Origin of the sequence: Dyella sp. (assembly GCF_035277725.1) — a bacterium.
Lineage (GTDB): Bacteria > Pseudomonadota > Gammaproteobacteria > Xanthomonadales > Rhodanobacteraceae > Dyella_B.
The window spans coordinates 1-23,538 of record NZ_DATEJY010000188.1 but is presented as its reverse complement, the minus strand read 5'-3'; the positions used below and the strand labels follow the sequence as shown (position 1 = coordinate 23,538).

Annotated in this window: 23 protein-coding genes; 11 read left to right on the top strand and 12 right to left on the bottom strand. The window is 61.2% G+C overall.

Annotated features, from left to right (window positions below; genetic code table 11):
• Together VJR68_RS16225 and VJR68_RS16220 are read left to right on the top strand one after the other, a co-directional pair.
• Positions 1-307, top strand: a 307-nt coding sequence (locus tag VJR68_RS16225) for a cupin domain-containing protein (protein WP_324149402.1), incomplete at its 5' end; no start/stop codon positions are given.
• A 439-nt stretch (positions 308-746) separates the two neighbouring features.
• Positions 747-1,499, top strand: a complete 753-nt coding sequence (locus VJR68_RS16220; protein WP_324149400.1) for an NPP1 family protein — start codon at positions 747-749, stop codon at positions 1,497-1,499.
• An 84-nt stretch (positions 1,500-1,583) separates the two neighbouring features.
• On the opposite strand, the gene VJR68_RS16215 is transcribed toward VJR68_RS16220, so the two are convergent.
• The 3 genes from VJR68_RS16215 to VJR68_RS16205 form a co-directional block, all read right to left on the bottom strand.
• Entirely contained in the window at positions 1,584-2,240 is a 657-nt protein-coding gene (locus tag VJR68_RS16215; RefSeq protein WP_324149398.1) for a GTP cyclohydrolase II, read from the bottom strand.
• A 260-nt stretch (positions 2,241-2,500) separates the two neighbouring features.
• Positions 2,501-3,016: a Rossmann fold nucleotide-binding protein gene (locus VJR68_RS16210; protein ID WP_324149396.1), complete on the bottom strand. Its 516-nt coding sequence runs from the start codon at positions 3,014-3,016 to the stop codon at positions 2,501-2,503.
• 422 nt (positions 3,017-3,438) lie between these two features.
• Positions 3,439-5,352 carry a M61 family metallopeptidase gene (locus tag VJR68_RS16205; protein WP_414647803.1) on the bottom strand — a complete coding sequence of 638 codons (1,914 nt, stop codon included), beginning with the start codon at positions 5,350-5,352 and terminating at the stop codon, positions 3,439-3,441.
• A gap of 226 nt (positions 5,353-5,578) precedes the next feature.
• On the opposite strand from VJR68_RS16205, the gene msrA reads away from it, so the two are divergent.
• Entirely contained in the window at positions 5,579-6,112 is a 534-nt protein-coding gene (gene msrA / locus VJR68_RS16200) for a peptide-methionine (S)-S-oxide reductase MsrA (protein WP_324149392.1), read from the top strand.
• Positions 6,113-6,194: 82 nt separating this feature from the next.
• Here the strand turns inward: msrA and VJR68_RS16195 are convergent, their stop codons facing one another.
• Positions 6,195-7,616, bottom strand: coding sequence for a deoxyribodipyrimidine photo-lyase (locus VJR68_RS16195; protein ID WP_324149391.1), 1,422 nt, complete (start codon positions 7,614-7,616; stop codon positions 6,195-6,197).
• 16 nt (positions 7,617-7,632) lie between these two features.
• The gene (locus tag VJR68_RS16190) at positions 7,633-8,262 is read right to left on the bottom strand and encodes a CGNR zinc finger domain-containing protein (protein WP_324149389.1); all 630 of its coding nucleotides are present in this window, start codon (positions 8,260-8,262) and stop codon (positions 7,633-7,635) included.
• A 159-nt stretch (positions 8,263-8,421) separates the two neighbouring features.
• Here VJR68_RS16190 and VJR68_RS16185 point away from each other — a divergent pair, with 159 nt between their 5' ends.
• The 5 genes from VJR68_RS16185 to VJR68_RS16165 all read left to right on the top strand — a co-directional run bounded on the left by VJR68_RS16185 (position 8,422) and on the right by VJR68_RS16165 (position 13,181).
• The gene (locus VJR68_RS16185; protein WP_324149387.1) at positions 8,422-9,114 is read left to right on the top strand and encodes an alpha/beta hydrolase; all 693 of its coding nucleotides are present in this window, start codon (positions 8,422-8,424) and stop codon (positions 9,112-9,114) included.
• Between the two features lie 48 nt (positions 9,115-9,162).
• Complete coding sequence (locus VJR68_RS16180) at positions 9,163-10,017, top strand: alpha/beta hydrolase (RefSeq protein WP_324149385.1); 855 nt, start codon at positions 9,163-9,165, stop codon at positions 10,015-10,017.
• 14 nt (positions 10,018-10,031) lie between these two features.
• A complete protein-coding gene (locus VJR68_RS16175; protein ID WP_324149383.1) occupies positions 10,032-10,802 on the top strand; it encodes an SDR family oxidoreductase in 771 nt (256 codons plus the stop codon).
• Positions 10,803-11,172: 370 nt separating this feature from the next.
• On the top strand, positions 11,173-11,757 hold the full coding sequence (locus VJR68_RS16170; RefSeq protein ID WP_324149381.1) for a cysteine dioxygenase family protein: 585 nt from the start codon (positions 11,173-11,175) through the stop codon (positions 11,755-11,757).
• Positions 11,758-11,786: 29 nt separating this feature from the next.
• Entirely contained in the window at positions 11,787-13,181 is a 1,395-nt protein-coding gene (locus VJR68_RS16165; protein ID WP_324149379.1) for an FAD/NAD(P)-binding protein, read from the top strand.
• A 215-nt stretch (positions 13,182-13,396) separates the two neighbouring features.
• Here VJR68_RS16165 and VJR68_RS16160 read toward each other — a convergent pair whose 3' ends face one another.
• From VJR68_RS16160 to VJR68_RS16150, 3 genes are all read right to left on the bottom strand, one after another.
• Complete coding sequence (locus VJR68_RS16160) at positions 13,397-14,395, bottom strand: hypothetical protein (protein WP_324149377.1); 999 nt, start codon at positions 14,393-14,395, stop codon at positions 13,397-13,399.
• A 154-nt stretch (positions 14,396-14,549) separates the two neighbouring features.
• On the bottom strand, positions 14,550-14,897 hold the full coding sequence (locus VJR68_RS16155; RefSeq protein WP_324149375.1) for a hypothetical protein: 348 nt from the start codon (positions 14,895-14,897) through the stop codon (positions 14,550-14,552).
• A gap of 87 nt (positions 14,898-14,984) precedes the next feature.
• Positions 14,985-15,827 (bottom strand): SAM-dependent methyltransferase, encoded by an 843-nt coding sequence (locus VJR68_RS16150; protein ID WP_324149374.1) that lies wholly within the window; start codon positions 15,825-15,827, stop codon positions 14,985-14,987.
• A 258-nt stretch (positions 15,828-16,085) separates the two neighbouring features.
• Between VJR68_RS16150 and VJR68_RS16145 the strand changes: the two genes are divergently transcribed.
• Positions 16,086-16,793, top strand: coding sequence for a dienelactone hydrolase family protein (locus tag VJR68_RS16145; protein WP_324149371.1), 708 nt, complete (start codon positions 16,086-16,088; stop codon positions 16,791-16,793).
• A 184-nt stretch (positions 16,794-16,977) separates the two neighbouring features.
• On the opposite strand, the gene VJR68_RS16140 is transcribed toward VJR68_RS16145, so the two are convergent.
• The 3 genes from VJR68_RS16140 to VJR68_RS16130 all read right to left on the bottom strand — a co-directional run bounded on the left by VJR68_RS16140 (position 16,978) and on the right by VJR68_RS16130 (position 20,346).
• Complete coding sequence (locus tag VJR68_RS16140) at positions 16,978-17,760, bottom strand: alpha/beta hydrolase (protein WP_324149370.1); 783 nt, start codon at positions 17,758-17,760, stop codon at positions 16,978-16,980.
• Positions 17,761-17,965: 205 nt separating this feature from the next.
• A complete protein-coding gene (locus VJR68_RS16135) occupies positions 17,966-19,261 on the bottom strand; it encodes an amino acid permease (protein WP_324149368.1) in 1,296 nt (431 codons plus the stop codon).
• Entirely contained in the window at positions 19,258-20,346 is a 1,089-nt protein-coding gene (locus tag VJR68_RS16130; protein WP_324149366.1) for an aromatic ring-hydroxylating oxygenase subunit alpha, read from the bottom strand. The genes VJR68_RS16135 and VJR68_RS16130 overlap by 4 nt, the downstream gene beginning before the upstream one ends.
• Positions 20,347-20,850: 504 nt before the next feature.
• On the opposite strand from VJR68_RS16130, the gene VJR68_RS16125 reads away from it, so the two are divergent.
• Positions 20,851-21,114 (top strand): hypothetical protein, encoded by a 264-nt coding sequence (locus VJR68_RS16125; RefSeq protein WP_324149364.1) that lies wholly within the window; start codon positions 20,851-20,853, stop codon positions 21,112-21,114.
• A 5-nt stretch (positions 21,115-21,119) separates the two neighbouring features.
• Here the strand turns inward: VJR68_RS16125 and VJR68_RS16120 are convergent, their stop codons facing one another.
• Positions 21,120-21,569 carry a cupin domain-containing protein gene (locus VJR68_RS16120; protein WP_324149362.1) on the bottom strand — a complete coding sequence of 150 codons (450 nt, stop codon included), beginning with the start codon at positions 21,567-21,569 and terminating at the stop codon, positions 21,120-21,122.
• 125 nt (positions 21,570-21,694) lie between these two features.
• Here VJR68_RS16120 and VJR68_RS16115 point away from each other — a divergent pair, with 125 nt between their 5' ends.
• A complete protein-coding gene (locus VJR68_RS16115) occupies positions 21,695-23,536 on the top strand; it encodes a CHASE3 domain-containing protein (protein ID WP_324149360.1) in 1,842 nt (613 codons plus the stop codon).
• The last annotated feature ends 2 nt before the right edge of the window (positions 23,537-23,538 follow it).

The window sequence follows — 23,538 nt, the reverse complement described above, 5'->3', positions numbered from 1 at the left end:
TCGCTTGCTGGTCGGTTCGGAAGGTCCGGAAATGCTGGAACACTGGATGTGGGAACTGCATCCTGGCGAGCGGTTTCAGGCCCAAGCACATCCATCCGGCACCCAGGAACTGTTCCATGTGCTGGAAGGGGAATTGCTGCTCGAGCTTGATGGCGCCCGCTGCAAGATCGGCAAGGGAAGCTCCGCCCACGCTCGCACGGATTGCGCGCATGCGTATGCGTGCGGCGGGAAGAAAAAAGTTCGCTTCACCATGGTGGTTTTGGAGCCCGGCCGCGATCAGCCCCTTGTTAACACCAAGCCGCGTTGATATTGCGCTGACCTCCTAAAGAACGCCGTGCCGGCTCGTTTGTACCGGGTTTGCGCAGTCGTATTGCGAGTAGTAACCGGCTCGACACGCGCACCACCGTCGTAATAATGCATGGCCTGAAACGACAGCTGCATTTGCGCTGAAAACGGCTGCGTTTCGCCTCGCGAGCTCATCGCATCGGCGATCGGTCTTGTCGTTGCAGGCCAGCGCGCCGTCATCCGGCAATCATCTGCCTGCCACCGTTGCTGCGTACTTTATTTCGCCGAGACCAAGGCCTGCCGTGACGACAGGTGTCTCAGCGTCGGAGGTTTGCAAACGACATGGCTGGTCGACCGATGGGCATCCGATCGACCGTCACCCGCAACACGCAGCAAAGGTGAAACATCATCGATGCCCGCATCTTTATTCTTTGCAGCCATCTAACTCGGAGCGAGTAGACATGGGTTCAAGCAAGATCTTTCCATACTTGGCAGCGGTGGGCTGCCTGTTAGCAAGCAGCGCTGTGCTGGCGTACAACGTAATCGGCCATGATCAGGTGCAGCCGATCTACACCGGCGCCTCGGCACTTGAGAAGTACTATCAGCCACGCCTGGCCATCGGCGACAAGGGCTGCGATCCTTACCCGGCAGTCGACGCCAACGGCAATGTCAGCGGTGGCTTGAAGCCCACCGGCTCGTCGGACGGCGAGTGCACCAGCAGTGTCGGCCAAGTGTATTCGCGTTACGCCAGCTACTACGGCGAATGCGCGATCATGTATGCGTGGTTCATGCCCAAGGACATGCCGCCGTCAGGTATCGGCGGGCATCGCTATGAGTGGGAAGGAATTGTCGTGTGGCTGGATAGCTGCAACATCGGCGCGCGCATCCGCAGCATCAACTACTCCATGCACGGCGGCTGGTCGGTGAACGTCACGCCGCCCACCTGGACCGGCAGCTACGGTTATCTCAACTGGGGCGTGCATCCGCTGGTTTACTACCACGCGCCGGACAAATTGCTGGATCACCATCCCGATCCGACCTGGCGCCAGGGTGGTACGCAACCCTTGGTCGGTTGGGACTATCTGCCCGCAAACGCCAAAAGCGCCATCGACTATTTCGACTTCGGTGCGGCGAATCCGCCGTTGAAGGATGGCGGAACGTTCTGGAGCAACTTGCAGGCTGCGCACGCCGCGACGGATGTTCACAATCCTTGATGCTGAGCCGTGTGGGTTGGGGTGAGCGGAACGCGAGCCCCAACCTGCAATGCCTCGGCCATCCATGACGCATACGCTGCCGCGTCAGGATTCTTCCGCCACATCCGGCAATACGATGGTGTGGCGGGTGTGGCGAATCTTCGCTTCCAGATAAGGCAAGTTGTGGCGCCCGGAGAACACGCCGGTGGGCCGCACGCCGGCAACGTCGATACCCAACGCTTCCAGTTGCGTGCGCTTGTCGGGATTGTTGGTGATGAGCGTGATGCGCGAGACGCCCAGCGCCTTCAACATCTCGGCGGCGGCGGTGTAGTCGCGTTCGTCGTCGCCGTGGCCCAGAGCGCGGTTGGCGGCGTACGTGTCGTGTCCCTGTTCCTGCAGGCGGTAAGCGTCCAACTTGGCGTAAAGGCCAATGCCGCGGCCTTCCTGGCGCAAGTAGATGAGATACCCACCCTCTTCGTGCAGGCGACGCAGCGACTCCTGCAGTTGCGGACCGCAATCGCAACGCGCCGAACCAAGCACATCGCCTGTCATGCATTCGGAATGCACGCGCACCAGCGGCGCGTCGGTATCGCGGTCACCGAAGCGCAGCGCGAAGTGCTCCTTGCTGTCGGAAAGTCCGCGGAAGCTGTAGATCGTGCTGGCTGCCTCGCGGCCGTCGGCCAGATGGATGGGCAGCTGTGCGACCGTGCGGATGCCGGGCGTTTCCGCCACAGGAACAGCTTGCAAACAGGGAGAAGGCATGAGGTTTGTCTCGTTACTCGATAGCAGCCGTTCGTCGATTCGCATGACATTTCCGCAGCAACACAGGGAAGGCGGCGAAAAAGACCACGTTATCCGGCGTAGCGGTGAGTGCTTCCCGGCGGCCAATTCGTTGCAGGCGTGGCACGGGAGGAACGTCAACGCAGGCACGTACTCAAGACAAGGAAGTGGGGGTTCGCACCCGCCCACTCAACCTTCACGTAACAGGCGTTCTTCGCAGACGTCGCAAGCTGCTTGGATCGTCATCTTATCAGGCCCAGGGCATTGAGCCGGGTTTCCAGGGATGCCACGCCATCCCAAGGCAGGATGGTGGAATTCTGCCGTTCATCGGGCGGGTGCTTGAGTAGCCCGTCCGACCAGCCGCCGCAGCCTTCGAGCGGCAGCAGCGGCCGGTGATGAAGCCAGGCGAGACAGACTTCGGAGATGGTGCCCGCGCGGCCGCCGATAACGATGCATGCGTCGCCGGCGAGCGCCATCAGCAGATTTCGCGCATCGCCCATGCCACAGGGTATGACGACCGTCGCCGGCCAGTCGCTCGCCGGCATATCGGCCTCCGTGATGATGCTGACGACCAATCCACCGGCCGCCTGCGCACGTTGTGCGGCAACGCGGGTCGCGGGGCTGCCGCAACCGCTGACAACGGTGATCCCCGACCGGGCGAGCAATTCGCCCGCCGCGCCGGCCAGGTCATAAGCCTTGGAACCGGGTTCGGCACTTCCGAGCACGCAAACTTGGGGGCGGCGGGTGGGAGTGATCATGGCTGTCCTGGTGGCTTGGTGGCGTTATCGCGATGCGCGTTATGGATCGTAGATCGTAGGCTGGGATGAAATCCCAGCTTTCGTCTGCATGGCAATGCTGGGATTTCATCCCAGCCTACATGGCTGATGAGTTATCGCGATGTGCATTATCGACTCGTCATTCCAGCGAAAGCTGGACGTAGCGCGAAGCGCGGAGAACGTCCAGCTTTCGCCGGAATGACGTTGTTTTAGCCTTCCTGCAAGATCGGCGGAAAATTTCTCCGGACAGTTCGTAGGCTGGGATGAAAATCCCAGCATTCGTGCAGATGGCAATGCTGGGATTTCATCCCAGCCTACATGGCTTCCTAGCCATCAAACAAAAAACGCCGGGTGGCTGAAAAACCATCCGGCGCTTTTTTTAAACTATTCATCCGCCGTAACACTCACTTACGCGGCGCAATAATCTCATCCAGATAATCCGGCGTGCCGTCGACGCGCACCAGGTGCGGGTATTGCAGGCCGCCGTGATAATTCACCTCTACGGTGCGATAGCCGCCCTGGTATTTCAGCAGCAACTTGATCGGCGCGGTGCCGGTCTTGGCTTCCGTGATCGCACTTTTCAGCACGTCGGTGGAGTAATTCTGGCCGTTGACGGCAACCAGCGTGGCGCCGGTGCTGATGCCTGCCTTGAACGCGGGACCATCCCAGCGCACGTCGTTGATCTGGCCGTTGTCGCCCATCGTCAGGCCGATCGACCAGGCGAAGTTGTACATATGCCGCGACGACTGCGGGCGGCTGTTGTATGCCTTTTCGTAGGCGCTTTCCTGATCGGTATAGACAAGTTTCCAGCCGGTGGCGGCAAGGCCGTTTTGCAGGGGCGGATTGAGTTCGTCGACGCGTGCGCGCAAGAAGCTGGCCCAATCGAACGGCGCCACGCCGTTCAAGGCGGCGACGACGTCGTCAAAGGTATAGGTCTTGGTGATATAGCTGCCGTTGTCGACGCCGAAGAAAGCGTGGGCGAAATCATCCAGCGATTTATGGTCGTGCGTGAGTTCGCGCAGCTTGGCATCCACTTCCAGCCACATCATCTGGCCGCCGCTGTAGTAATCCTCGCTCATCTGCCAGCTGCGGTACGGCAGGCTGGAACGGCGCGCGGCGGTGGGATCGTTGGTGGTGTCTTCCAAGCTGCGCCACTGGAAACCTTCGCGGTTACGCTCGTAGTTGGCCGCCACCATGGCGAGCGCATCGCGGAATTGCTGTGCCGACCACATGCCGGAGCGCGCAGTGAGTACGAAGCCCCAGTACTGGGTTTGCCCTTCGTAAACCCACAGCAGCGAATCGCCCATCGGCACGTTGAAATCGGGTGTCCACAAATCGGCCGGGCGGCGGAATTTGCCGTTCCATGAATGGGTGTATTCATGGGCAAGCAGATCGCGATCCGGCGCGGCATCGCTCCATGCCGTGAAATAGTCGGTGCCCAGGCCGTTCTCGCTGGATTGATGATGCTCCGTCCCGTTGCCCGCCAGCACGTCCGACAAGGAGAACAGGAAATCGTAGTGATCGTAATGATGCGAGCCGAACAGCCTGGTCGCCTGCGTCACGAGATTGCGATGCGCTTGCAGTTGCTCCGGCGTTATCGCCAGGTATTTGGCCTCGTCGGCGACGATATCCAGATGTACCGGCGCATCACCGCCGGGATTGAGATCCACGCGCTTGAAATACTGGCCGGCGTAGATCGGCGAATCGACCAGGTTGTTCAAGGTCACCGGCTTGAAGGTGGTGGTGTCGCCGGATTGCGAAGCGGTTTCCAGCGCCGTGCCGAATTGCCAGCCGTGCGCGAAGGTCACGCTCGGCGCAAACATGATGCCGCGCGAGAAATAACCGGCCGGATAAAGCAGCACCTTGCTCCATGCCATGTCCATCATGCGATCGGTGATCTCGAAGCCTTCGCTATCCGTGCGGCCCGATAGATATTGGAAGCTGGCATCGATGCTCGACACGCCCGCCGGCACGTCGACGTGAAACGCGTAGACGTTGTATTCGTCGCGCTTCCACTTCAGCGGCTTGCCGTCGGCGGTGAGCTTGAGCCCGGCCAGCATGTTGATCGGGCCGGTGGGCGAGTGGTCGCCGGGAATCCACTGCGGATACAGCAAGGTCAATGCACCGGCCTGCACTGGAATGGTTTCGTGCACACGGAAAATGCCCTGCGCCGTATCGTTGGCGTCGACGTGGATCGTTACCGTGCCGGGATACGGTTTGTCCTGCGGCGCAGGCACGTTGTCGGTGGGTGTTTGCTGGGCGCCGGCACTACTTGCTGCAAGTCCCATCGCAATGGCCAAAGCGAGACGTGAAAACATGCGATGAGTGGCAGCTGTTGAAACAGCAGCGGTGGCACGAGACATGAAAGACTCCGGCAAACGCGCATTGGGGGCCGTACGTTAGCACCATGGACGGGAATAACAGAGCGGCTACAAGTCATGGAGCAATGCCTGCCTGCCCTCGGGACAGCCGGCAACACTTGATCCGCCGCACGTCACCCCTGATATAGGGCGCAGCCACAACGGCTTACGCGAGGGCGACGACATGACGACTGACACCGAAACTGCGAGCGTGGCCGAAACCGCGATCCTGGCCGGCGGCTGCTTCTGGGGCATGCAGGATCTGCTGCGGCGCTACCCCGGCATACTCACTACGCGCGTGGGCTACAGCGGCGGCGATGTGCCCAACGCTACTTACCGCAACCACGGCACGCATGCCGAAGCGATCGAGATCGTGTTTGATCCGGCGCGCATCAGCTATCGGCAGATACTGGAGTTCTTCTTCCAGATCCACGATCCGACCACCAAAAATCGCCAGGGCAACGATATCGGCACGAGCTACCGCTCAGCCATTTTCTATCACGACGAGCAGCAGAAAGAAGTCGCCGAAGACACCGTGGCCGACGTCGATGCATCCGGGCTTTGGCCCGGCAAGGTGGTCACCGAGATTGCACCTGCCGGACCGTTCTGGGAGGCGGAGCCGGAGCACCAGGATTATCTGGAGCGCTATCCGAATGGCTATACCTGCCACTTCATTCGGCCGGATTGGAAGTTGCCCAAGCGCAACAGCGGTACCTGATACCGAATCCAGGTTGGGGTGAGGCGCCGCCGAACCCCAACATGGCCTGCCATGGCACGGGATGTTGGGGTTCGCGTTCCGCTCACCCCAACCTGCGCCACGACGCGTACGCCCCCAATGCCTGCTGCCGCGACGCTCCCAGATCAAGCATCGGCAACGGATAGCCCGTGCGCTTGACCATGCTGGGATCGATCCATGGCTCATGCAACAGATCGATCGATACATCCTCCAACTCCGGCAACCAACGACGCAGATACACGCCAGCCGGATCGAACTTTCGCGCCTGGCTCACCGGATTGAACACACGAAAATAAGGCGCCGCATCGGCGCCGCAACCCGCTACCCACTGCCAGCCCAGCGTATTGTTGGCGAGGTCGGCATCCACCAGCGTGTCCCAGAACCAGCGCGCGCCATGCAGCCAATGCTGGCGCAGGTTCTTGGTGAGCAGACTCGCCACCACCATGCGCACACGGTTGTGCATCCAACCCGTGTGCCAGAGTTCGCGCATGCCTGCGTCCACCAGCGGAATACCGGTGCGCCCTTGCTGCCATCGCTGCAACTGCAGCTCGTCGTCAGGCGCCCAGGGAAAATCAGCAAACCTGGCGTTGAAGTTTTCCGTCGGCGTCTGCGGAAAGTGATACAGCAAGTGATGGGCGAATTCGCGCCAGGCCAGTTCGCGCAGGAAGGGTTCGAGATCCGGGCGGCGGCGCAGATCGATGCGTTGCGTGTGTTGATGCAAGGCATGCAGCACTTGGCGCGGCGAAATCTCTCCGAAGTGCAGATAGGGAGACAGCCGCGACGTGCCATGCCGCGCCGGCAAATCCCTGCCGGTGGCGTAATCGGCCAATGCATCGTCGCAAAACAGTTCCACGCCATCCCATGCACCTTGCACACCGGGCCGCCAGGTTTCGCCCAAGCCTTTGTCCCAGCGTATGCGCGGAAGCAACGCCAAGGCTTCCCATGGCAAGCTTGGCGGCAATGCCTTCCACGTCACGCCGGCAGGCTCAGACAGTGGCGGCGTGACGCTCAGGTTGGGGCGCAGGCTGCGCCAATAAGGCGTAAACACACGGTACGGCTCGCCCTGCCTGGTCTTGACCTGCCAGGGTTCGTGCCATAGCGCCGATGCATGGCTATGCACAGCCACGCCTTGCTCACGCAACACCTGCTTGATGCGTGTATCGCGCGCCATGACCGCCGGCTCGTAAAGACGATTCCAATAAACCGCCTCCGCACCGCTGCGCTGAATGATGTCGCGCAGCACGTGCAAGGTATCGCCCTTGTATAAATGCAGACTGCCACCGCGCTCGCGCAGTTGCTGCTGCAATGCCTGCAAGGAATGGTGCAACCACCATTTGCTGGCGCCGCCGGGTTGCCACGGTGCTTCTTCGTGATCCGCGTGGATATACACCGGCAGGATGCGCGAATGCGTCTCGCATGCCGCGCACAGCGCCGGATTGTCGCGCAAGCGCAGATCGCGGCGAAAAAGCATGATGGCGGTGGTCATGGATAGCGCAGTCGGATCAGTTTTTCTGGGTCGCCTTCAAGCGATGCCGATGCGCCGCCTGCTTCGCGCGATTGCCGCACAGCGACATGCTGCACCATCGGCGCGCATGCCCGCGTGTGTGGTCGGCGAACAGCAAGGTACACGTCGGCCCTTCGCAGGCTTTGACATAACTGAAGTCTTCCGTGCAGACCAGTTGCGCCATCGCTTCGGCGATCGGCAGCAATAGTGTTTCCGGCGACGACCAGCGGCGCGTCTGGATCAAGCTCAGCGTAAGCGATTCATCGTGTGCTTGCGCGACGATTTCGCCATAACGCTCATCGCGCTTCAGCAATTGGTTGAGAGGTTCGAGCTCGGCCAGATGCGCTGCCTGCAATGCGTGTCCTTTATGCGCACGCACGAACGCCCGAAACCACTCGCGCAAGGCCCGCGCCTGATCGGCCAGCCGATCGAGCTCACCCGGAAGCGCGCGCGTACGCATCTCGTTGATCACCGCTTCCGGCACCAACCGCGCTTGCGCGAGCCAGCTGAGCAATCCCTCCCCGTCATCCAGCCAATCGACGGGCGTATCGATGGGCGTGGCCACCGAATTGAGGAAATCCAGGCCGGTGGCATCGGCCAGGAAAAGCGCGGGCATGGACTGGCTCATGGGGACTACCTCCTGGCAACGCACAGTAACCGGCTCAAAATTGCTTGACAAGTTACTATGCGAGGCATAACCTCCAAATAGAAGTTGAGGTGGTTAGCAAAAAAATCAACCCGCAACCAGCCCGACGCCCTACCCCGACCCGTCACGAGGAGCAGGAAAATGAACGCCAACACATCAACCGCAGTACTTGTCCACGGCGCCTGGGCCGGCGAGGCAAGCTGGAGCAAGGTCGCCAGCATTCTCCGGTCAAACCGCATCAAGACAGTTACTGTCCGCATCCCCCTCTCTTCATTGGCCGACGACGTCGTCGCCCTGGACCAGGCGCTGGACCGGGTGGACGGACCGGTCGTGCTGGTGGGCCACGCCTATGCCGGCGCCGTGATCAGCGCCAGCCAAAGCAGCAAGGTACGGGCGTTGGTGTACGTCGCGGGTATTGCGCCAGACCAGGGCGAGACCGTGGCCGAGGTGTTCAATCGCTACGGGCACGACGCCGAGACGCCCCAGCTGGCACCGGATGGCGAGGGATGGATCCGGCTTCCTGCTGACGCGTTTGCCACCGCCTTTGCGCAGCATGCGACGACCGAAGAACAGCAGATGCTCGCGGCGACGCAGCCGCCGATTTCACCCGCGGCCATCACCGTTCCCGCCGGCGCGCCGCTGTGGAAGCGCGTGCCGTCCTGGTACCTGCTGGCCGAGCAGGACCACATGATTCCGACACAAACGCAGCGTTTCGTCGCCGAGCGCATGCAAGCGCACATCGTGTCGTATCCCGTCGATCACGTGCCGAGTGTTACCGCGCCGGCATTGGTCGCGAACCTCATTGTGGATGCCATCAAACACGGCAAGGACTGACGCATTCGCACTGCCCCAAACTCTTCTTTGATCCAGAGGAAAACTGCCATGTCTGCCATCCGCTATCAGCACGCCCACGTCGACGGCCTGAAGGTGTTCTACCGCGAAGCCGGCTCACCCGATAAACCCAAATTGCTTTTGCTGCACGGCTTCCCGAGTTCGGGCCACATGTTCCGCGATCTCATTCCGCTATTGAGCAACGACTTCCACATCGTGGTGCCCGACCTGCCCGGCTTCGGTTTGTCGGATATGCCGCCGCGCGAACAGTTCGCCTATACGTTCGACCACATTGCGGATGTGATCGATCGCTTTACGGAAGTGATTGGCTTCGATCGCTTTGCGGTCTACGTGTTCGACTACGGCGCACCGACCGGTTTCCGCCTGGCGGTGAAACATCCGGAACGCGTCACGGCCATCATTTCGCAGAACGGCAACGCCTACGAAGAAGGCTTGAGCGATGGCTGGAATCCGATTCGCGCCTATTGGCAAAACCCTTCTCAGGCCAACCGGGATGCTTTGCGCGCCTTCCTGGCGCCGGAAAGCACGCGTTGGCAGTACGTGCATGGCGTTGCGGATGAAGCGCTGGTGTCGCCTGACGGTATCGCGCTCGACAATTACTATCTTGCGCGGCCCGGTGCGCATGACATCCAGTTGGATCTGTTTCTCGATTACCAGAGCAACGTGGCGCTCTACCCGACATTCCAGGCGTATTTCCGCACGCATCGTCCGCGCTTTCTCGCGGTATGGGGCAAGCACGATCCATTCTTTTTGCCGCCGGGTGCGGAAGCCTTCAAGCGTGATATCCCCGATGCGCGGGTGCAGTTCGTCGATACCGGGCATTTCGCATTGGAAACGCATGCCAAGGACATCGCGCATGCCATCCGTGAATTTCTCGCCGACTGATTGAGGACACCGCCATGCCGTCATCCACTGCCATCGTGACAGGCGCCAGCCAGGGCATCGGCCGCGCCACCGCCATCCGCCTGGCGCGTGACTTTGCCTCCCTGGTGCTCGTTGCGCGAAACCGCGACCACCTGCTGGAAACGGCAGATGCGGTCAAAGCGCAAGGTGCGAAGGCGTTGATCATCGATCTTGATCTGGCGGATAAGACTGCGGCCAAAGTCGTCGTCGAACAAACGCTGGCGGCATTCGATCGTATCGATGCCTTGCTCAACATTGCCGGCGCGGTACCGCAAATCGATCTGTTCGACATGACCGATGAGCAGTGGGACGACGGCATGGCGCTCAAGCTGCATGGAGCCCGGCGCTTGACCATCGAAGCATGGCCTGCGCTGAAACACGCCCATGGCGCGGTGGTGTTTACCTCCGGCAACTCGGCGATTTTTCCGAAAGCACCTTACGCCGCGGTCGGCACCATCAATGCTGCCATCGCCGCGTTGGCCAAAGCGTTTGCCGATCGTGGCATCGACGACGGCGTGCAGGTCAACAGCGTATTGCCAGGGCCGGTGATGACAGGCCGCCGCCGTTCCTATCTGGAACGCTGGGCGCCACGGCATGGCATGACGGTGGAAGAAGCGATGGAACGTTTTCCGCGCGAAGCCGGCATAGCACGCTACGGTGCAGCGGAAGAGATTGCAGAGCTGATGGCGTTTTTGGTGTCGCCCGCAGCGCGTTGGATGACGGGGTCGATGTTGCGCATGGATGGCGGTGAAGTGAAGTCGGTTTGAACCACGTCGGTTGGGTGAGGTAACGCCGAACCCCAGCATGATTTGCGGATGTCTGCGGAGACACACAAAACCTTTATCGTGTGCTGCGCACATCGTTTTTACTGGATTCCGGCGTTCGCCGGAATGACGAACGCGAGGGTTTCGGCCGTTGACAAGATGCCGCCACGCTCATTCGATAACACTATGACGTAAGACGATTAACGTCTTAGTGCACCGCCACCCCACTATTTTTTTGAACATTTGATTCACACCGAGCACCGTATGTCGTAAAACGCATAACCTCCTGCCATTTGCTCGTGATGTTCTAGCGCATCTTTAACGCCCGTTATGGTTGTCTGGAGTTCGAGTACGCCAACACCTGGGGTTACCGATGTACGACGCACTCTCGACTGCCACCGCCGCATGGCGCGTGCAAGTTCTTGCCACCATCGATGCATGCATCGAACAACATGGGTCACCGGATGCAAGCAGAATCGCCGAAGCACTGGCGCACGTAGCCGCATGGCATGGCTGTCCGCGGGCGGCAGACCTGTCTTCTGATGCTTCGCCTTCTGCATATCGCCGCATTCCGCTCGGCACCGGCAACGCGCATGGCTACGAAGCCTTGTTGATTCTGTGGCCGCCGGCTTACACCACGCCCATCCACGATCACGATGAACTCTGGGGCATGGAGTTCGTGCTCGATGGCGTCTTGGAAGTGGAATCCTTCCAGCTCCTCGCGCAACCTTCGATGCATCTTTCGTCCACGCACACGCTGGTCGCCGGCGTGGGTGACTACGTGGCGTTTTCCAACGCGGATTACGCGCATCGCTGCCGCAATTATTCGCGCAACCGTCCCGCGCTCTCGCTGCATGTCTATGGCGGCGCGCTCAACCAGTACCGCAGCTTCCATCAGCAGGATGGGCAGTGGTCTTCGACGTGTCACACCACGGCGCGCGAACCGTCGCTCGCCTGATCCCCTTCCCTGACAAAAGGCCCATCCCCATGGCAAATATCGCAATCATTGGTGGCGGCGCGGCAGGTGCGTCCGTATTCGGCGCACTGCTCGCACACGACGCGCCGGACACCGTGCACTGGGTGACGGGGGCCCACGAAGGCGCCGGACGCGGCGTGGCTTATGGCACCGCGCACGATCATCATCTGCTGAACGTCCGTGCGGCCGGCATGGGGCTGTATGTCGATGCGGACGAAGATTTCGCGCAGTACAGCCGCCGTCATCGCGCCGGTGCGCGGCCTACCGATTTCTTGCCGCGCCGGCTGTTCGGCGAATACATCGAGGCGCAACTGACGCAGCGCCTGCATCATGCGCAGCAGCGCGACCGTCGTTTTGCGATCACGCCATCTACCGCCACCCGCTTGCGCGCCACGCGCGACGGTTACGAGATTGCCTTGGATAACGGCGAGATCATCGCGGCGGATCAAGTGGTGCTTGCACTTGGTGCGCTCACGCCGCGTCCGTTGCGCACGGTGTCGGAACGCGCATTGGCCAGCGGTGCATACGTGCTCGATCCGTGGCGTCTTGGCGAGCGCACGGTCCAGCCACGCCGGCTGATTGTGATCGGCACAGGATTGACCGCCGTCGATACGCTGATCACCGCCTCGATCCGGTGGCCGGATATCGAACTGGTCGCCGTCTCGCGGCATGGCTTGCTGCCGTTCGTGCATCCGGCGCTGCCCATCGATGCCTATCCGCAACAGGCCGAGCTCAACGCCAGGCTGATGGCCTGCGACGGTCCCGCACCGATCCTTGCCGAGATCCGTCGCTTGTTCCGCACCCATCAGGCCTTGGACTGGCGCAGCGTGATCGACGGCATGCGGCCGATCAACGCCAAGCTCTGGCAGGCCTTTACGCCGCGCCAGCGCCGGCAGTTCCTGCGGCATGTGCGCTGGCTGTGGGAGTCATCGCGGCATCGGCTTGCGCCGGAACCGGCGGAAGTCATCCAGCAGCTGCGCGATGAAGGACGCCTGCAGGTGTATGCCGCGCGCGTGCTGGACGTGGATGGCGACGGACCGTTGAACGTCACCGTTCGCTCGCGCACCAGGCAGGTGGTGACGACCCTGCAGTCGGATATCGTGGTGCAGGCCACGGGCTTGGATACCGCCGTGGGCTTCGCGCAGCACTCGCTGCTTTCGGGACTGCTGCAGGATGGTTTGGCGATTGCCGATCCGCTGCATTTGGGGGTTCTGGCGCAGGCCGACGGACAATTGATCAATGCCGCGGGTGACGTGCAGCGTGGCTTGTACGCGATCGGCTCGTTGCTGCGTGGCAATTTGTGGGAGTGTACGGCGATGCCGGAGATTCGGGTGGCGGCGCACGCGTTGGCGGGGCAGTTGCATGCGCAGCGATCGCTGCAGTCGGATTTAGTGGTGGCACCTTGAGTCGGCGTTAAAAGCGCAACCCCGGTGTCCCGACTTTAGAGCTTTTTCCTTGGCCGGAATGAGGAGCGTCAGGGATGCCCTGGTTTATTCAAGCGTCATCGATGAAACGCGTAGACTGGGATGAAATCCCAGCATGCTTGCGGCTCCCGCTGCTGGGATTTCATCCCAGCCTACACGGGCTCCTTCGCCGGAATGGCGAGCGTCAGCTCCGATGATCATCGTTTGCGCCGAAAAACACTTGCCGCAAACACCGCCACGCCATAGCGCCACGCCCGGCGTATACCTGAAAAAAAACTTTCCCAGCTCACCGAAGCCGGCGCCATGGCAGCTTGCAAGGTTCGCGCATAGTCAAGCAGCAACGCAGGCGTCCACGTCACCGCTTCTGCCTTCTTCCGCAATTGTGCGGCATACCAAAGTTCAGGATTGAAGATCACCTGGAAGTAGGCCACAAGGCTCGTTTCACCCGCGCCAAGGCTGCCTTCAAGCGCAGCTTCCAGGCAATGCGCAACGCCGCTCGAAGCGTTGCGGCGGGTCAGGTTATAAGTCGTGTCTTGGCGATAGACATGCCAAAACGATGCAAGCCGCGCGCGATCGAAACGATCGAATACCACGTGCGCCGTCGAATCGCACCATCCGGCAGCTTCCACTTCATAGCTCGATTGAAACGTGCCGACGACATCATGGTTGGCAATCGCATTCGCCCGATCGATCTCAACCACTGGATGATGGCTGACGTAGATATCGGGCGTGCACTCCAGCGCGGCATGGCCCGTGGTTACCGCCCCATGGCTATCGACCGCTGCGATGTAACGATCCAGCAGCGGATACGGAATCGCCGCGCCTGCCGGACCGATCGGCGTCCACACATGCACCACCAGCAGGCCGCTTACCTGGGTGGAATCCGCCGTACGCAGCGTGGATGACGCTGCAGGCAAATCCCTGGACAACAACACCGCCATCGACACGCGCTGCGGCCGTCGCGCCAATCGCACGGCCCGGCGCAGCAACCAGGTGCCGGACAGAAACACGATGAGCGCGACGACCGTCAGCAACAAACTGCCGAACGGGTGCGTCGAGACATGGGCCATGTCACCCATGGCATCGGCAAAGATGACGATACCCAGTACTGCCCACACAAGACCCATGCCGGCGAGCCACCACCATTGCCGTTTGACAAAATCACTGCCAAGCAGGATCAACGCGAGTTTCATCATGGCTTCTTCGAGATTCGCCGCCTGGCAGAACCTGACGCAGAAACCTACGTCTACCATCCCCGCAAGGAAGTATTTGTAAAACCGCCGGTTTTCGGCTGAAAGCGGAACTCCCGGCAGGCAAGCTCATCCGCAAAGCTCGGGTGCGTTTTCGTATTTACGGCCCGGCTTGCTCGGCCAGTTCCAGGAAGGTGCCTTGCAATTCGCCGCCCAGCTCCTGGCCGGCGTAGGTCAGATGAAACGCATCATCCGCATCCGCCAATTCGAGGGTCCCGTCGATAACGCCCAACACGTTGGCCACCGCGTCGATCGTCACGTGGCGGGTGAGTTCCAGCAGCACTTCGCGCTGCTCGTCCGTCAGCTCGCCGAAGAGCACCAGGACACGCTGCCAATACGGGTCCAGCGCCTTGCTCGCGGAGGTGTTCAACAGCAGGCTGCGGTAGGTGGCGTAATTCTTGTCGACCACTTCGGCACCGAGTTGCGATACGAAGTCCTGCGGCGTCATGAAGCCCCCTGTTTTCCAAGCGATGACCTACTGTGCTGGCCGCAACGTCCACGCCTGGTGGACGAGGCATAGACAACAGGCACGTGGCTAGCGCCGCGTGGCCAGTACGCCATCCAATGCCAACTGCGCCTTGAAGCCTGCTTTTTCCAACCGCTTTGCCACTTCACGCGGAACGTCGCGGTCGCTGGTGAGCTTATTCGGGCTACCGGTGTAATGGAACAGGCGGCCACCGCGGCGAAGCACGCGTGCAAGTTGATCGTAGAACGCCTGTGAGTAAAGGTCGCCGGCAATGCCGAAGCGCGGCGGGTCGTGCAATACGGCATCCACCGACGCGTTGTCGACGTTGCCGATCGCTTGCAAGACATCAGCGTGGGTCAATTCCAAACGCCCACCGCTGGCGGAATCATCCGGATCCGGCGACCAGGGATTGAGCGTGCGCAGCCACAGCACATCGGGATTTTTCTCGAACGAACGGATGCGCGCGACACCTGCTTCCAGACAGCAGGCAGCGAAGTAACCCAGGCCGCCGCAGGTATCCAGCACCGTCTTGCCGCGCGGCTCGACCAGGGCCACTTTGCGGCGCGCATCGTCAACCGGTGATTCCTTGGAGGTCGGCAGCATCTTGATGCCGTCGATCTCGAACGTCGGCGCACCCCATTCGGTAGGTACCAGCTTGATGAGCGAGCCGGAAAAACGCGATACCGGTGCGAAGTCCGAGCCGTCCCAATAGTAGATGGTGCGGTCTTTCAGTTTATGCGGGTACGGATAATGCTGCGCGTTCCATTGCCAGCCGTCTGCTTGCAGCAAGGCGTCTTTGTTTGAGCGCCCCAAGTCGAGGGAGCCGCGCCATTCGGATTGGCCGGCATCGCGCGCGGACAGCAGTCTTTCGGCGATGGCGCGCGTAAGCAATGGGCCGGAATAATGCGACACGGAAACTTGTTTTCCTGTGAGAGAGCATACGCATTTTAGCGCGCATTTTAGCGTGGTTGATTTACGCGCGACGTCGTGGCTACGTGGCCGTCAACATTCACCCGGCCAGGCAAGAGATCACCTTTTTGAATCCATGCTCGTAGCAATGGGCAAGCACTTCGTTCCAATCAGCAATGAAGTCCGCTTGCACACGCTTAACTTTGTCACCGCAAACCAGCACACTTTACCCTTTCATCTACCCACCCACGAGGAAGCGATATGAACGCAAACACCGGATCCATGGTGAGCCTGCAACGTCCGGATGGGCAACGGCTTGAAGGTTATCTGGCGCTGCCGGAAAAACCCGAGGGCGCACCGGCTGTGGTGGTGATCCAGGAATGGTGGGGCTTGAACGACCAGATCCGCGGCGTGGCCGACCGGCTGGCGCAATCGGGCTATCTCGCGCTGGTGCCTGATCTGTATCGCGGCAAATTCACGGTGGAAGAAGAGGAAGCGCATCACTTGATGGACGGCTTGAACTTCGGCGACGCCGCCTCGCAAGACATTGCCGCGGCCGCGGCTTATCTCAAGCAGCGCACCAGCAAAGTTGCCGTGATGGGCTTCTGCATGGGTGGCGCACTGGCCCTGCTCGCATTGGGCCAGAATCCGGATCTATCGGCGGGCGTGCTGTGGTACGGCCTGCCGCCGCTGGAATACATCGATGCCTCGCGCATCAAGGTGCCGGTGCTTGGGCATTGGGGAACGCAGGATCAGTTCTTTGCCATCACCGCGGTGGATGCGCTGCAAGCGAAGTTTGCCGAGAGCGGCGTGCATGCGCAGTTCCATCGCTATCTTGCGCATCATGCGTTTGCGAACGAAACGGCGGTGGGGCCTGGGCGTATTCCTGGTACGCAATACGATCCGGTGTGGGCGCAGTTGGCGTGGGACCGGACGTTGACGTTCCTCGGAAAAACACTGTGGTCGTGATGCCACGTAGGCTGGGATGAAATCCCGGCTTTGTTGAATGTGTCTAAGATTTCCTCCACCGCCGTAGAACCCCACCCGTCATTCCAGCGAAAGCTGGAATGACGGGCTAGAGTTTCCAGCGGCTGGATACTTCAGCCCTCCCCTACGACCGTAAGGGAGGAAGCAATCACCGTGATGCTGACTCCTACTTCCCCACCAACGCATTCCGCGCAGCCTCTTCAATCAACTTGGCAACCTCCTGCGGATGTGATTCGTAAATGGAATGGCTGCCGTTCTTGATGTCGATCGTGGTGCTATGCGCACGCGCCGCATACATCCGCTCCAGCTCCGGATTGATGATGCGATCGGCATCGGCGACGGCATACCAGCTCGGCTTGTGCTTCCATGCCGGATCGCCGGCGGGCGTATCGAACACGCTGGCGTTGGTGAGCACTTGTTCGTTCGCCTCGAACGCCGCTTGCTTGGCGGGAAGATCGGCCGCGAAGTCCATCGGGTACTTGGCAGGGTCGAGATACAGATAACCGTCGACGGTCTTTTTCACGTCCTTGGTCTGGCTGGTCAGGCTCGGATAGCGCTTGCCGTTGGCGACTTCGGTTTCGCCTTGATCGAGTGCATGCGCGGCGATGTAGACCAGTCCCGCCACCTTGGCGTCGTTGCCCACGTCGGTGATGATGGCGCCGCCATAGCTGTGGCCGACAAGAATGGTCGGTCCATCCTGCATGTCGACAATGCGCTTGACTGCGGTGATGTCCGCATCGAATGAGGTCAACGGATGTTGCGCAATGGTGACGTGGTAGCCGTCCTTGACGAGAATGTCGTAGACAGGCTTCCAGCCTGCACCGGTAACCCATGCGCCATGCACGAGCACCACGTTGTGCACGGGCGCTGCAGCTGCCGTGCCGGCGACGGAAAAGCTGGCCGAAACCGCCAGGGCCAGTGCGGAGAAGAGTTTGGTTTTCATGGACATGATCGGAATCCTCGGGTGCGGTTGAGCGACTTGGCACTGTCTACTTCGCAGGGATACGAGGGGCGTTACATGCACATGGCGCTGAAACATTACAGGTTTGCAATGTTTGGGTTTTGCAGCGGCGCATGACATGGCCGCGTAGGCTGGGATGAAATCCCAGCGCTCTTGGAAATCCTTATGCTGGGATTTCATCCCAGCCTGCGTGTCAGGCCTCAGGCTGCGAGGCCGCACCGCGACGCTGCCACAGATAGATCGGCAAGCCGGCCAACACCAGCACGGCACCCCACAGCAGGGTTTCCGCACCCGTACCGATCAACGCCCACAAGCAGAAAGCCAACGCACCCACTGCAGCCAGCCGCCGCCATCGGCTGCTGGCGGTATCGATGCGCCACCACGCCAACACCGTAATCAAATAAGGCAATAGCGTTGCCGCCGTCGATAGCAGAATGGTGAAGGTAAACAACGCCACCAAGGTGCGGCTGTAGTTGGACACGATCAGTGCGCTGGCCAGGATGCTGCTGATCAACAAACCGAACCATGGCGTGCCGCGCGCATCCAGCCGTGCGAAGGCTTTGGGAAACAAGCCATCCAGCGCCGGTGCCAACGTGGTCTGCGCCTGCAGCAATACCCAGCCGTTGAGCGCACCGAAGCACGAAATGGTGGCGATCACGCCAATGCCGATACCCGCCGCATTGCCCCACGTGCGCCGCGCCGCTTCCGCCATCGGTGCGGCGGAAGCATGCAACACGTCGGCGGGCAACATGCCGACCACCACTGTGCAGGCCAGCATGGTGGCAAGTCCGGCGATCGTCATGCCGATCACCGTCGCGCGCGGCACGGTGCGTTGCGGATCGCGCACCACGCCGGTCGGCACGGTGGCGGTTTCCAGCCCGAGGAACGCCCACAACGTGAGCGCTGCCACCGAGGACGCCACGCTCATCAACGGCAAGCCGCTGGCATTGAAAGGATGAAACGCACTCGCGTGCACCCAGCCCAATCCCAGCAAGCCGAACACAATCAGCGGCACCAGTTTGAGCGAGGTGGTGACGATGGCGGTGTAGCCCGCTTCACGCACGCCGGACAGGCTGATGAAGGTGCAGATCCACAACGCCCCCAAGGCACACAAGGCGCTGCGCAAAGGCGTGGCGGTAGCCGCCGGCCACACCGATCCAAGGCTGCCGGCAAACGCCACCGCAATCGCCGCGTTCGCCGACCACACGCATACCCAATAACTCCACGCCGCCAGAAAGCCGACGTGGTTACCAAACGCACGGCGCGCATACGCATACGCGCCGCCATGATTGGGCACGATCTGCGCCAGCCACGCATACACCAGCGCCAGCATCAGCGCGCCGCCCAGGCTGATACCCCACCCCAGCAGGCTCGCCGCGCCATAAGGCGCCAGTGCTGCGGGCAAGACGAACACGCCCGAGCCGATGATGTTTCCGATAACCAGCGCGATCAGCATCCATAGCCCGAGCGACCGCCGCGCGCCGCTCATGCGTGTGCAAGCGAATCGCGGTAGGCACGGCGCAGCATTTCATGGAAATGATGCACGGCGTTTTCGCGCAGCGGATTCAAGCGTCCGGCTTCGTAGGAGCCGGACGCCAGGCCGCGCTGCACGTCTTCGCAGATGGTGACGTCTTCATCCTGCACTTCATCGCTGAATTCGATATCTCTTGCTCGCCGCGCCTGCGCTTCTTGGCTGCTATCCGGCGCGTAGTAGAAATCGAACTCCACCCGGCAGCGGTCCACGCCGATCGGCAACACACGGTTGGTCTGCAATCGGCCCGGCAAAATGTTGAGCATGGCGTTCGGATACAGGAAGTAATACAGCGCTTCGCCGCTGCCGTAGAGATCGTCGCCGCTTTCCAGCGGGCTGTACTGGAACGAATACCACTCGGCCGTCTCGGTGATGTAGCTGCGGTAATCGAGCAGGCTGTTCAAACCGGGATGGATGCACGGCACGTGATAGCCTTCCAGATAATTGTCGACGTAGACCTTCCAATTGCAGGCCACGTCGTAACCCACGCGATGGTGGAATTCATAATCATCCAGCGCGCGATGCGGTCCCAGGCGTGCATCGATGCCTGCCACGAAGGCCTCAAACGATGGCGCTTTGCCAATGGCGACGAACACCAGCCCTTGCCATACCTGCACGCGCACCTCGGGCAGGCGGATATCCGACGGATTGAAGTCCGGCGTGCGGCCCATTTCCGGCGCGCCACGCAGCACACCATCCAGGCCATAGGTCCAGCCGTGATAGCGGCAGCGCAGGTTTTGCGCGCCGCGGCCGTCGCAACTGGCGATCGGTCCGGCACGGTGCCGGCACACGTTGTGGAAGGCGCGGATGCTGCTCTCGTTGCTGCGCACCACCAGCAGTGGCAGCCCAGCTATCTCGGTCACCACGTGATCGCCGATGCCCGACAGCTGCGATTGATGGCAGACCAGCTGCCAGCTGCGCGCAAATACCGTGGCAGCGTCCAGCGCAGGCATGCGGGCGTCGGTATAGAAACGGGCCGGCAGGGTCAGTGCATGGTCGAGCTGCTGCGAAGCGAGGGCATCCGGTGAAAGTAACTCGGTCATGGCGCTACCTGGCGACGGCGACGATCGAGTATTTCCCGGACTGCGGTGCAGCATCAATGAGGTGGTTAGCGCGCATCTCGTTATCGCCATGAATAGGCCCTCCCCTGCATGCAGGGGAGGGTTTGGGTGGGGTGCGAGCGAAGCGAGCGGCGGGGCTCACCTGCCATGGCGCCATTTGCATCGATCAACAAGGACGCGCCTGGACACTGTGACGCGGACGCTGCCGTGAAACGTCACTTACTGCAACGCAAACCCTGGCTGGTTTACGAAAGCTTGTAATGACACGCGCCCCACCCTCCCCGGCCACCCGGCGATACGGGCCGGCTTTCCCGGTTCCGCGCCTCCTCATGCCCACCCACCGGCATCCTTCACGCTCGTTGGCAGCAACACCACGCCAAAACGTGATACGCCGCACATTCGTCGCAAGAACATGGCCTGGCACATGCTTACTAGTCAGCAACCAACCAAGGCCAAGGCGGCCCGTTGCGCTCACAGGGTGGACATATGGAACAGATCGTCGAATGTCTGATCGCCGGCGGCCCTCAACATGGGGTGGTGCGCCGACAATTATGGGATCCCCGGCACCCGCTGACGCCTGCGCTGGCGTCCGGCGACGGCAAGGTGTGCACCGCCGCCGCGCGCCGTCCCGCGGGGCCCTACAGCAATCGGTTCCTGCTGCTGCATCCGCACGCAACCGGACAGCAGATTCTCGCCATGATGGCCATGCTGGTGATGCGGAACGCCATCCACGCCTCGTGCAGCAACTGATCCGTTCAAAGATCCACGTAGCTCTCGTGCTCGCCCGCTACGTATAGCCGCACGCCTTTGCGCGGGTAGTCGCACACGTCTTGTTCCAAGCGCTGCCCCACCACTAGAAACACCAACGGTTCGCTACCCGTATTGACGATGACATGCGCCGGACCTTTGCGCGGGAACCCCAGAAAATCGCCGGGGCCTACGGCATAAACCTGTTCGTCGATGTGCGCCTCGCCGTGGCCGGAGAGCATGTACACACACTCTTCTTCGTAGTGATGCCGGTGATATTCCGCTGATTCGTGCCCCGGCATCAGCGTGATGACCAGCGCACCCAACTGCGTCAAACCGGTCATGTCACCCACCGGCTTTTTGTGCCGGATGGCGTTGGGGTTCAAGGTATGCACCGAACGGGTGGCGCTCATCGCGGCGATATCCGCCGCCTTCACTAATTCACGTGCCTGCTTCAAGGTGCCTTCTCCTGGAGGTCGCGCCAGCATGCTGCGCCGCAGTTGGACATCGCCGCAAACGCTTCACAATATTAGACCTACGATGCGGTTTTCTTGGCAGTACTCGATCGTACAGGGGCTTTCGAATGGTGTGGTGGAAGGGGCAAAACCAAGGCGAATTGCAGATCCGCGCCGGCTTTGTCTTGCTGCTTGTCGCTTGCGCGCTGGCGACCTTCGCCACCATCAGCAGCGAGCGGGCCGACTCGTGGGTGGCCCATACCCTGCACGTGCGCGAAACCCTGGTGCAGCTCTACAGCGACGTGCGCGATGCGGAAACAGGGCAACGCGGCTTTCTGCTGACGCACGATGCGCGTTATCTGGAACCCTACAGCCGGGCACGATCGAACCTTGCCGCCACGGAATCGCTGCTGTCTTCACTCATCTCCGACAATGCCGCGCAGCAAGCCTTGCTCGGCAAGCTGCGGCCACTGATCGAGCACAAGCTGGACGAGCTGCAGCAGACCGTACAACTCAACACGCAGGGCCAGCGCGAGACGGCGCTGGAGATGGTCAAGACGGACATGGGCCTGCAATGGATGCAGGACATCCAAGCGCTCACGCGCCAGATGGATCAAAACGAATCCGCGCTGCTCGAACAGCGGCTCACGGCCGCGCGCCACACCCGGCTGATACTGCTCGCGGCGACACTGTTTTCCGTGTTGCTGGCCTGCCTGCTTGCCTACCGCGTGCGCCGGGAAGGTACCGCCCGCCAGCAAGCGATCGAGGAAAAAAACCACGCGCTGGAAGAACAGATCCAGCATCGCGAAACCGCCGAGATGCGGCTGCGGCAAGTGCAGAAAATGGAAGCCCTGGGCCAGCTTACCGGCGGCATGGCGCACGACTTCAACAACATGCTGGCCATCATCGTGGGCAATCTCGAAATAGGCATGCGCCAGACGAACCGAACGGACGACGCTTTGCGGGAGGCGATATCGCGGGCGTTGAACGCCGCCAATCGCGGCGCCGACCTGACCAAGCGCCTGCTCGCCTTTTCGCGCATGCAACCGCTGCGGCCCAAATCCATCGACGTCAACGATTGCGTACGCAGCATGCTGATGATCCTGCAGCGCACGCTGGGCGAAGACATCACCATCAACACCACGCTGGCGCCGGGCTTGTGGCGTGTTTTCATTGATCGCCCGCAACTGGAAAGCGCCCTGCTCAACCTGGCGGTAAACAGCCGCGACGCGATGAAAAACGGCGGCCGGCTGAGCCTTGAAACGTCCAACACCTATCTCGACCAGAACTTTGCCAACACCCACGCCGAGGTCACCCCCGGCCAATACGTGATGGTGGCCGTCACCGATACCGGCACCGGCATGGCGCCGGAAGTGGCCCGCCGCGCCTTCGATCCTTTCTTTACCACCAAGGAACCCGGCCAGGGTACCGGCCTGGGCCTCAGCCAGGTGCATGGCTTCATCAAGCAGTCGCGCGGCCACGTGCAGATCTATTCCGAAGTGGGCGCCGGCACCACGGTAAAGATGTATCTGCCGCGCACCTCCGCACAGCAGGATGCCGAAGCGTTTGCAGAAAGCATGGTCTTTGCCGTGAACACCTCGAAGAAAGTGCTGGTGGTCGAGGACGATGAGGAAGTGCGCCGGTTCGTCGTGGCCTGCATCACCGAGCTGGGTTACACCGCCATTCCCGCCGACGGTGCGGAGGCCGCGCAGCAGAAACTGGCTACGTATCCGGATATTTCCTTGCTGCTGACGGACGTCATCATGCCCGGCAAGAACGGCAAGCAGCTGGTCGATAGCGTGCGGCCGTTTTATCCGAAGCTACGCGTGCTTTACATGACCGGCTATCCGCGCGATGCGATCACCCATAACGGCATTCTCGACGACAGCGTGCGGGTGATTACCAAGCCGTTCTCGATGCAGGAATTGGCGCGGGAGTTGCGGTATGCGTTTGCGGAGGAAGTGGTTTGATG

What these genes read in the sequence shown, in the direction of transcription:
- VJR68_RS16220 (WP_324149400.1), top strand. Translation starts at nt 747, where the DNA reads ATGGGTTCAAGCAAGATCTTTCCATACTTGGCAGCGGTGGGCTGCCTG.
- VJR68_RS16215 (WP_324149398.1), bottom strand. Translation starts at nt 2,240, where the DNA reads ATGCCTTCTCCCTGTTTGCAAGCTGTTCCTGTGGCGGAAACGCCCGGC.
- VJR68_RS16210 (WP_324149396.1), bottom strand. Translation starts at nt 3,016, where the DNA reads ATGATCACTCCCACCCGCCGCCCCCAAGTTTGCGTGCTCGGAAGTGCC.
- VJR68_RS16205 (WP_414647803.1), bottom strand. Translation starts at nt 5,352, where the DNA reads ATGTTTTCACGTCTCGCTTTGGCCATTGCGATGGGACTTGCAGCAAGT.
- msrA (WP_324149392.1), top strand. Translation starts at nt 5,579, where the DNA reads ATGACGACTGACACCGAAACTGCGAGCGTGGCCGAAACCGCGATCCTG.
- VJR68_RS16195 (WP_324149391.1), bottom strand. Translation starts at nt 7,616, where the DNA reads ATGACCACCGCCATCATGCTTTTTCGCCGCGATCTGCGCTTGCGCGAC.
- VJR68_RS16190 (WP_324149389.1), bottom strand. Translation starts at nt 8,262, where the DNA reads ATGAGCCAGTCCATGCCCGCGCTTTTCCTGGCCGATGCCACCGGCCTG.
- VJR68_RS16185 (WP_324149387.1), top strand. Translation starts at nt 8,422, where the DNA reads ATGAACGCCAACACATCAACCGCAGTACTTGTCCACGGCGCCTGGGCC.
- VJR68_RS16180 (WP_324149385.1), top strand. Translation starts at nt 9,163, where the DNA reads ATGTCTGCCATCCGCTATCAGCACGCCCACGTCGACGGCCTGAAGGTG.
- VJR68_RS16175 (WP_324149383.1), top strand. Translation starts at nt 10,032, where the DNA reads ATGCCGTCATCCACTGCCATCGTGACAGGCGCCAGCCAGGGCATCGGC.
- VJR68_RS16170 (WP_324149381.1), top strand. Translation starts at nt 11,173, where the DNA reads ATGTACGACGCACTCTCGACTGCCACCGCCGCATGGCGCGTGCAAGTT.
- VJR68_RS16165 (WP_324149379.1), top strand. Translation starts at nt 11,787, where the DNA reads ATGGCAAATATCGCAATCATTGGTGGCGGCGCGGCAGGTGCGTCCGTA.
- VJR68_RS16160 (WP_324149377.1), bottom strand. Translation starts at nt 14,395, where the DNA reads ATGATGAAACTCGCGTTGATCCTGCTTGGCAGTGATTTTGTCAAACGG.
- VJR68_RS16155 (WP_324149375.1), bottom strand. Translation starts at nt 14,897, where the DNA reads ATGACGCCGCAGGACTTCGTATCGCAACTCGGTGCCGAAGTGGTCGAC.
- VJR68_RS16145 (WP_324149371.1), top strand. Translation starts at nt 16,086, where the DNA reads ATGAACGCAAACACCGGATCCATGGTGAGCCTGCAACGTCCGGATGGG.
- VJR68_RS16140 (WP_324149370.1), bottom strand. Translation starts at nt 17,760, where the DNA reads ATGTCCATGAAAACCAAACTCTTCTCCGCACTGGCCCTGGCGGTTTCG.
- VJR68_RS16135 (WP_324149368.1), bottom strand. Translation starts at nt 19,261, where the DNA reads ATGAGCGGCGCGCGGCGGTCGCTCGGGCTATGGATGCTGATCGCGCTG.
- VJR68_RS16130 (WP_324149366.1), bottom strand. Translation starts at nt 20,346, where the DNA reads ATGACCGAGTTACTTTCACCGGATGCCCTCGCTTCGCAGCAGCTCGAC.
- VJR68_RS16125 (WP_324149364.1), top strand. Translation starts at nt 20,851, where the DNA reads ATGGAACAGATCGTCGAATGTCTGATCGCCGGCGGCCCTCAACATGGG.
- VJR68_RS16115 (WP_324149360.1), top strand. Translation starts at nt 21,695, where the DNA reads ATGGTGTGGTGGAAGGGGCAAAACCAAGGCGAATTGCAGATCCGCGCC.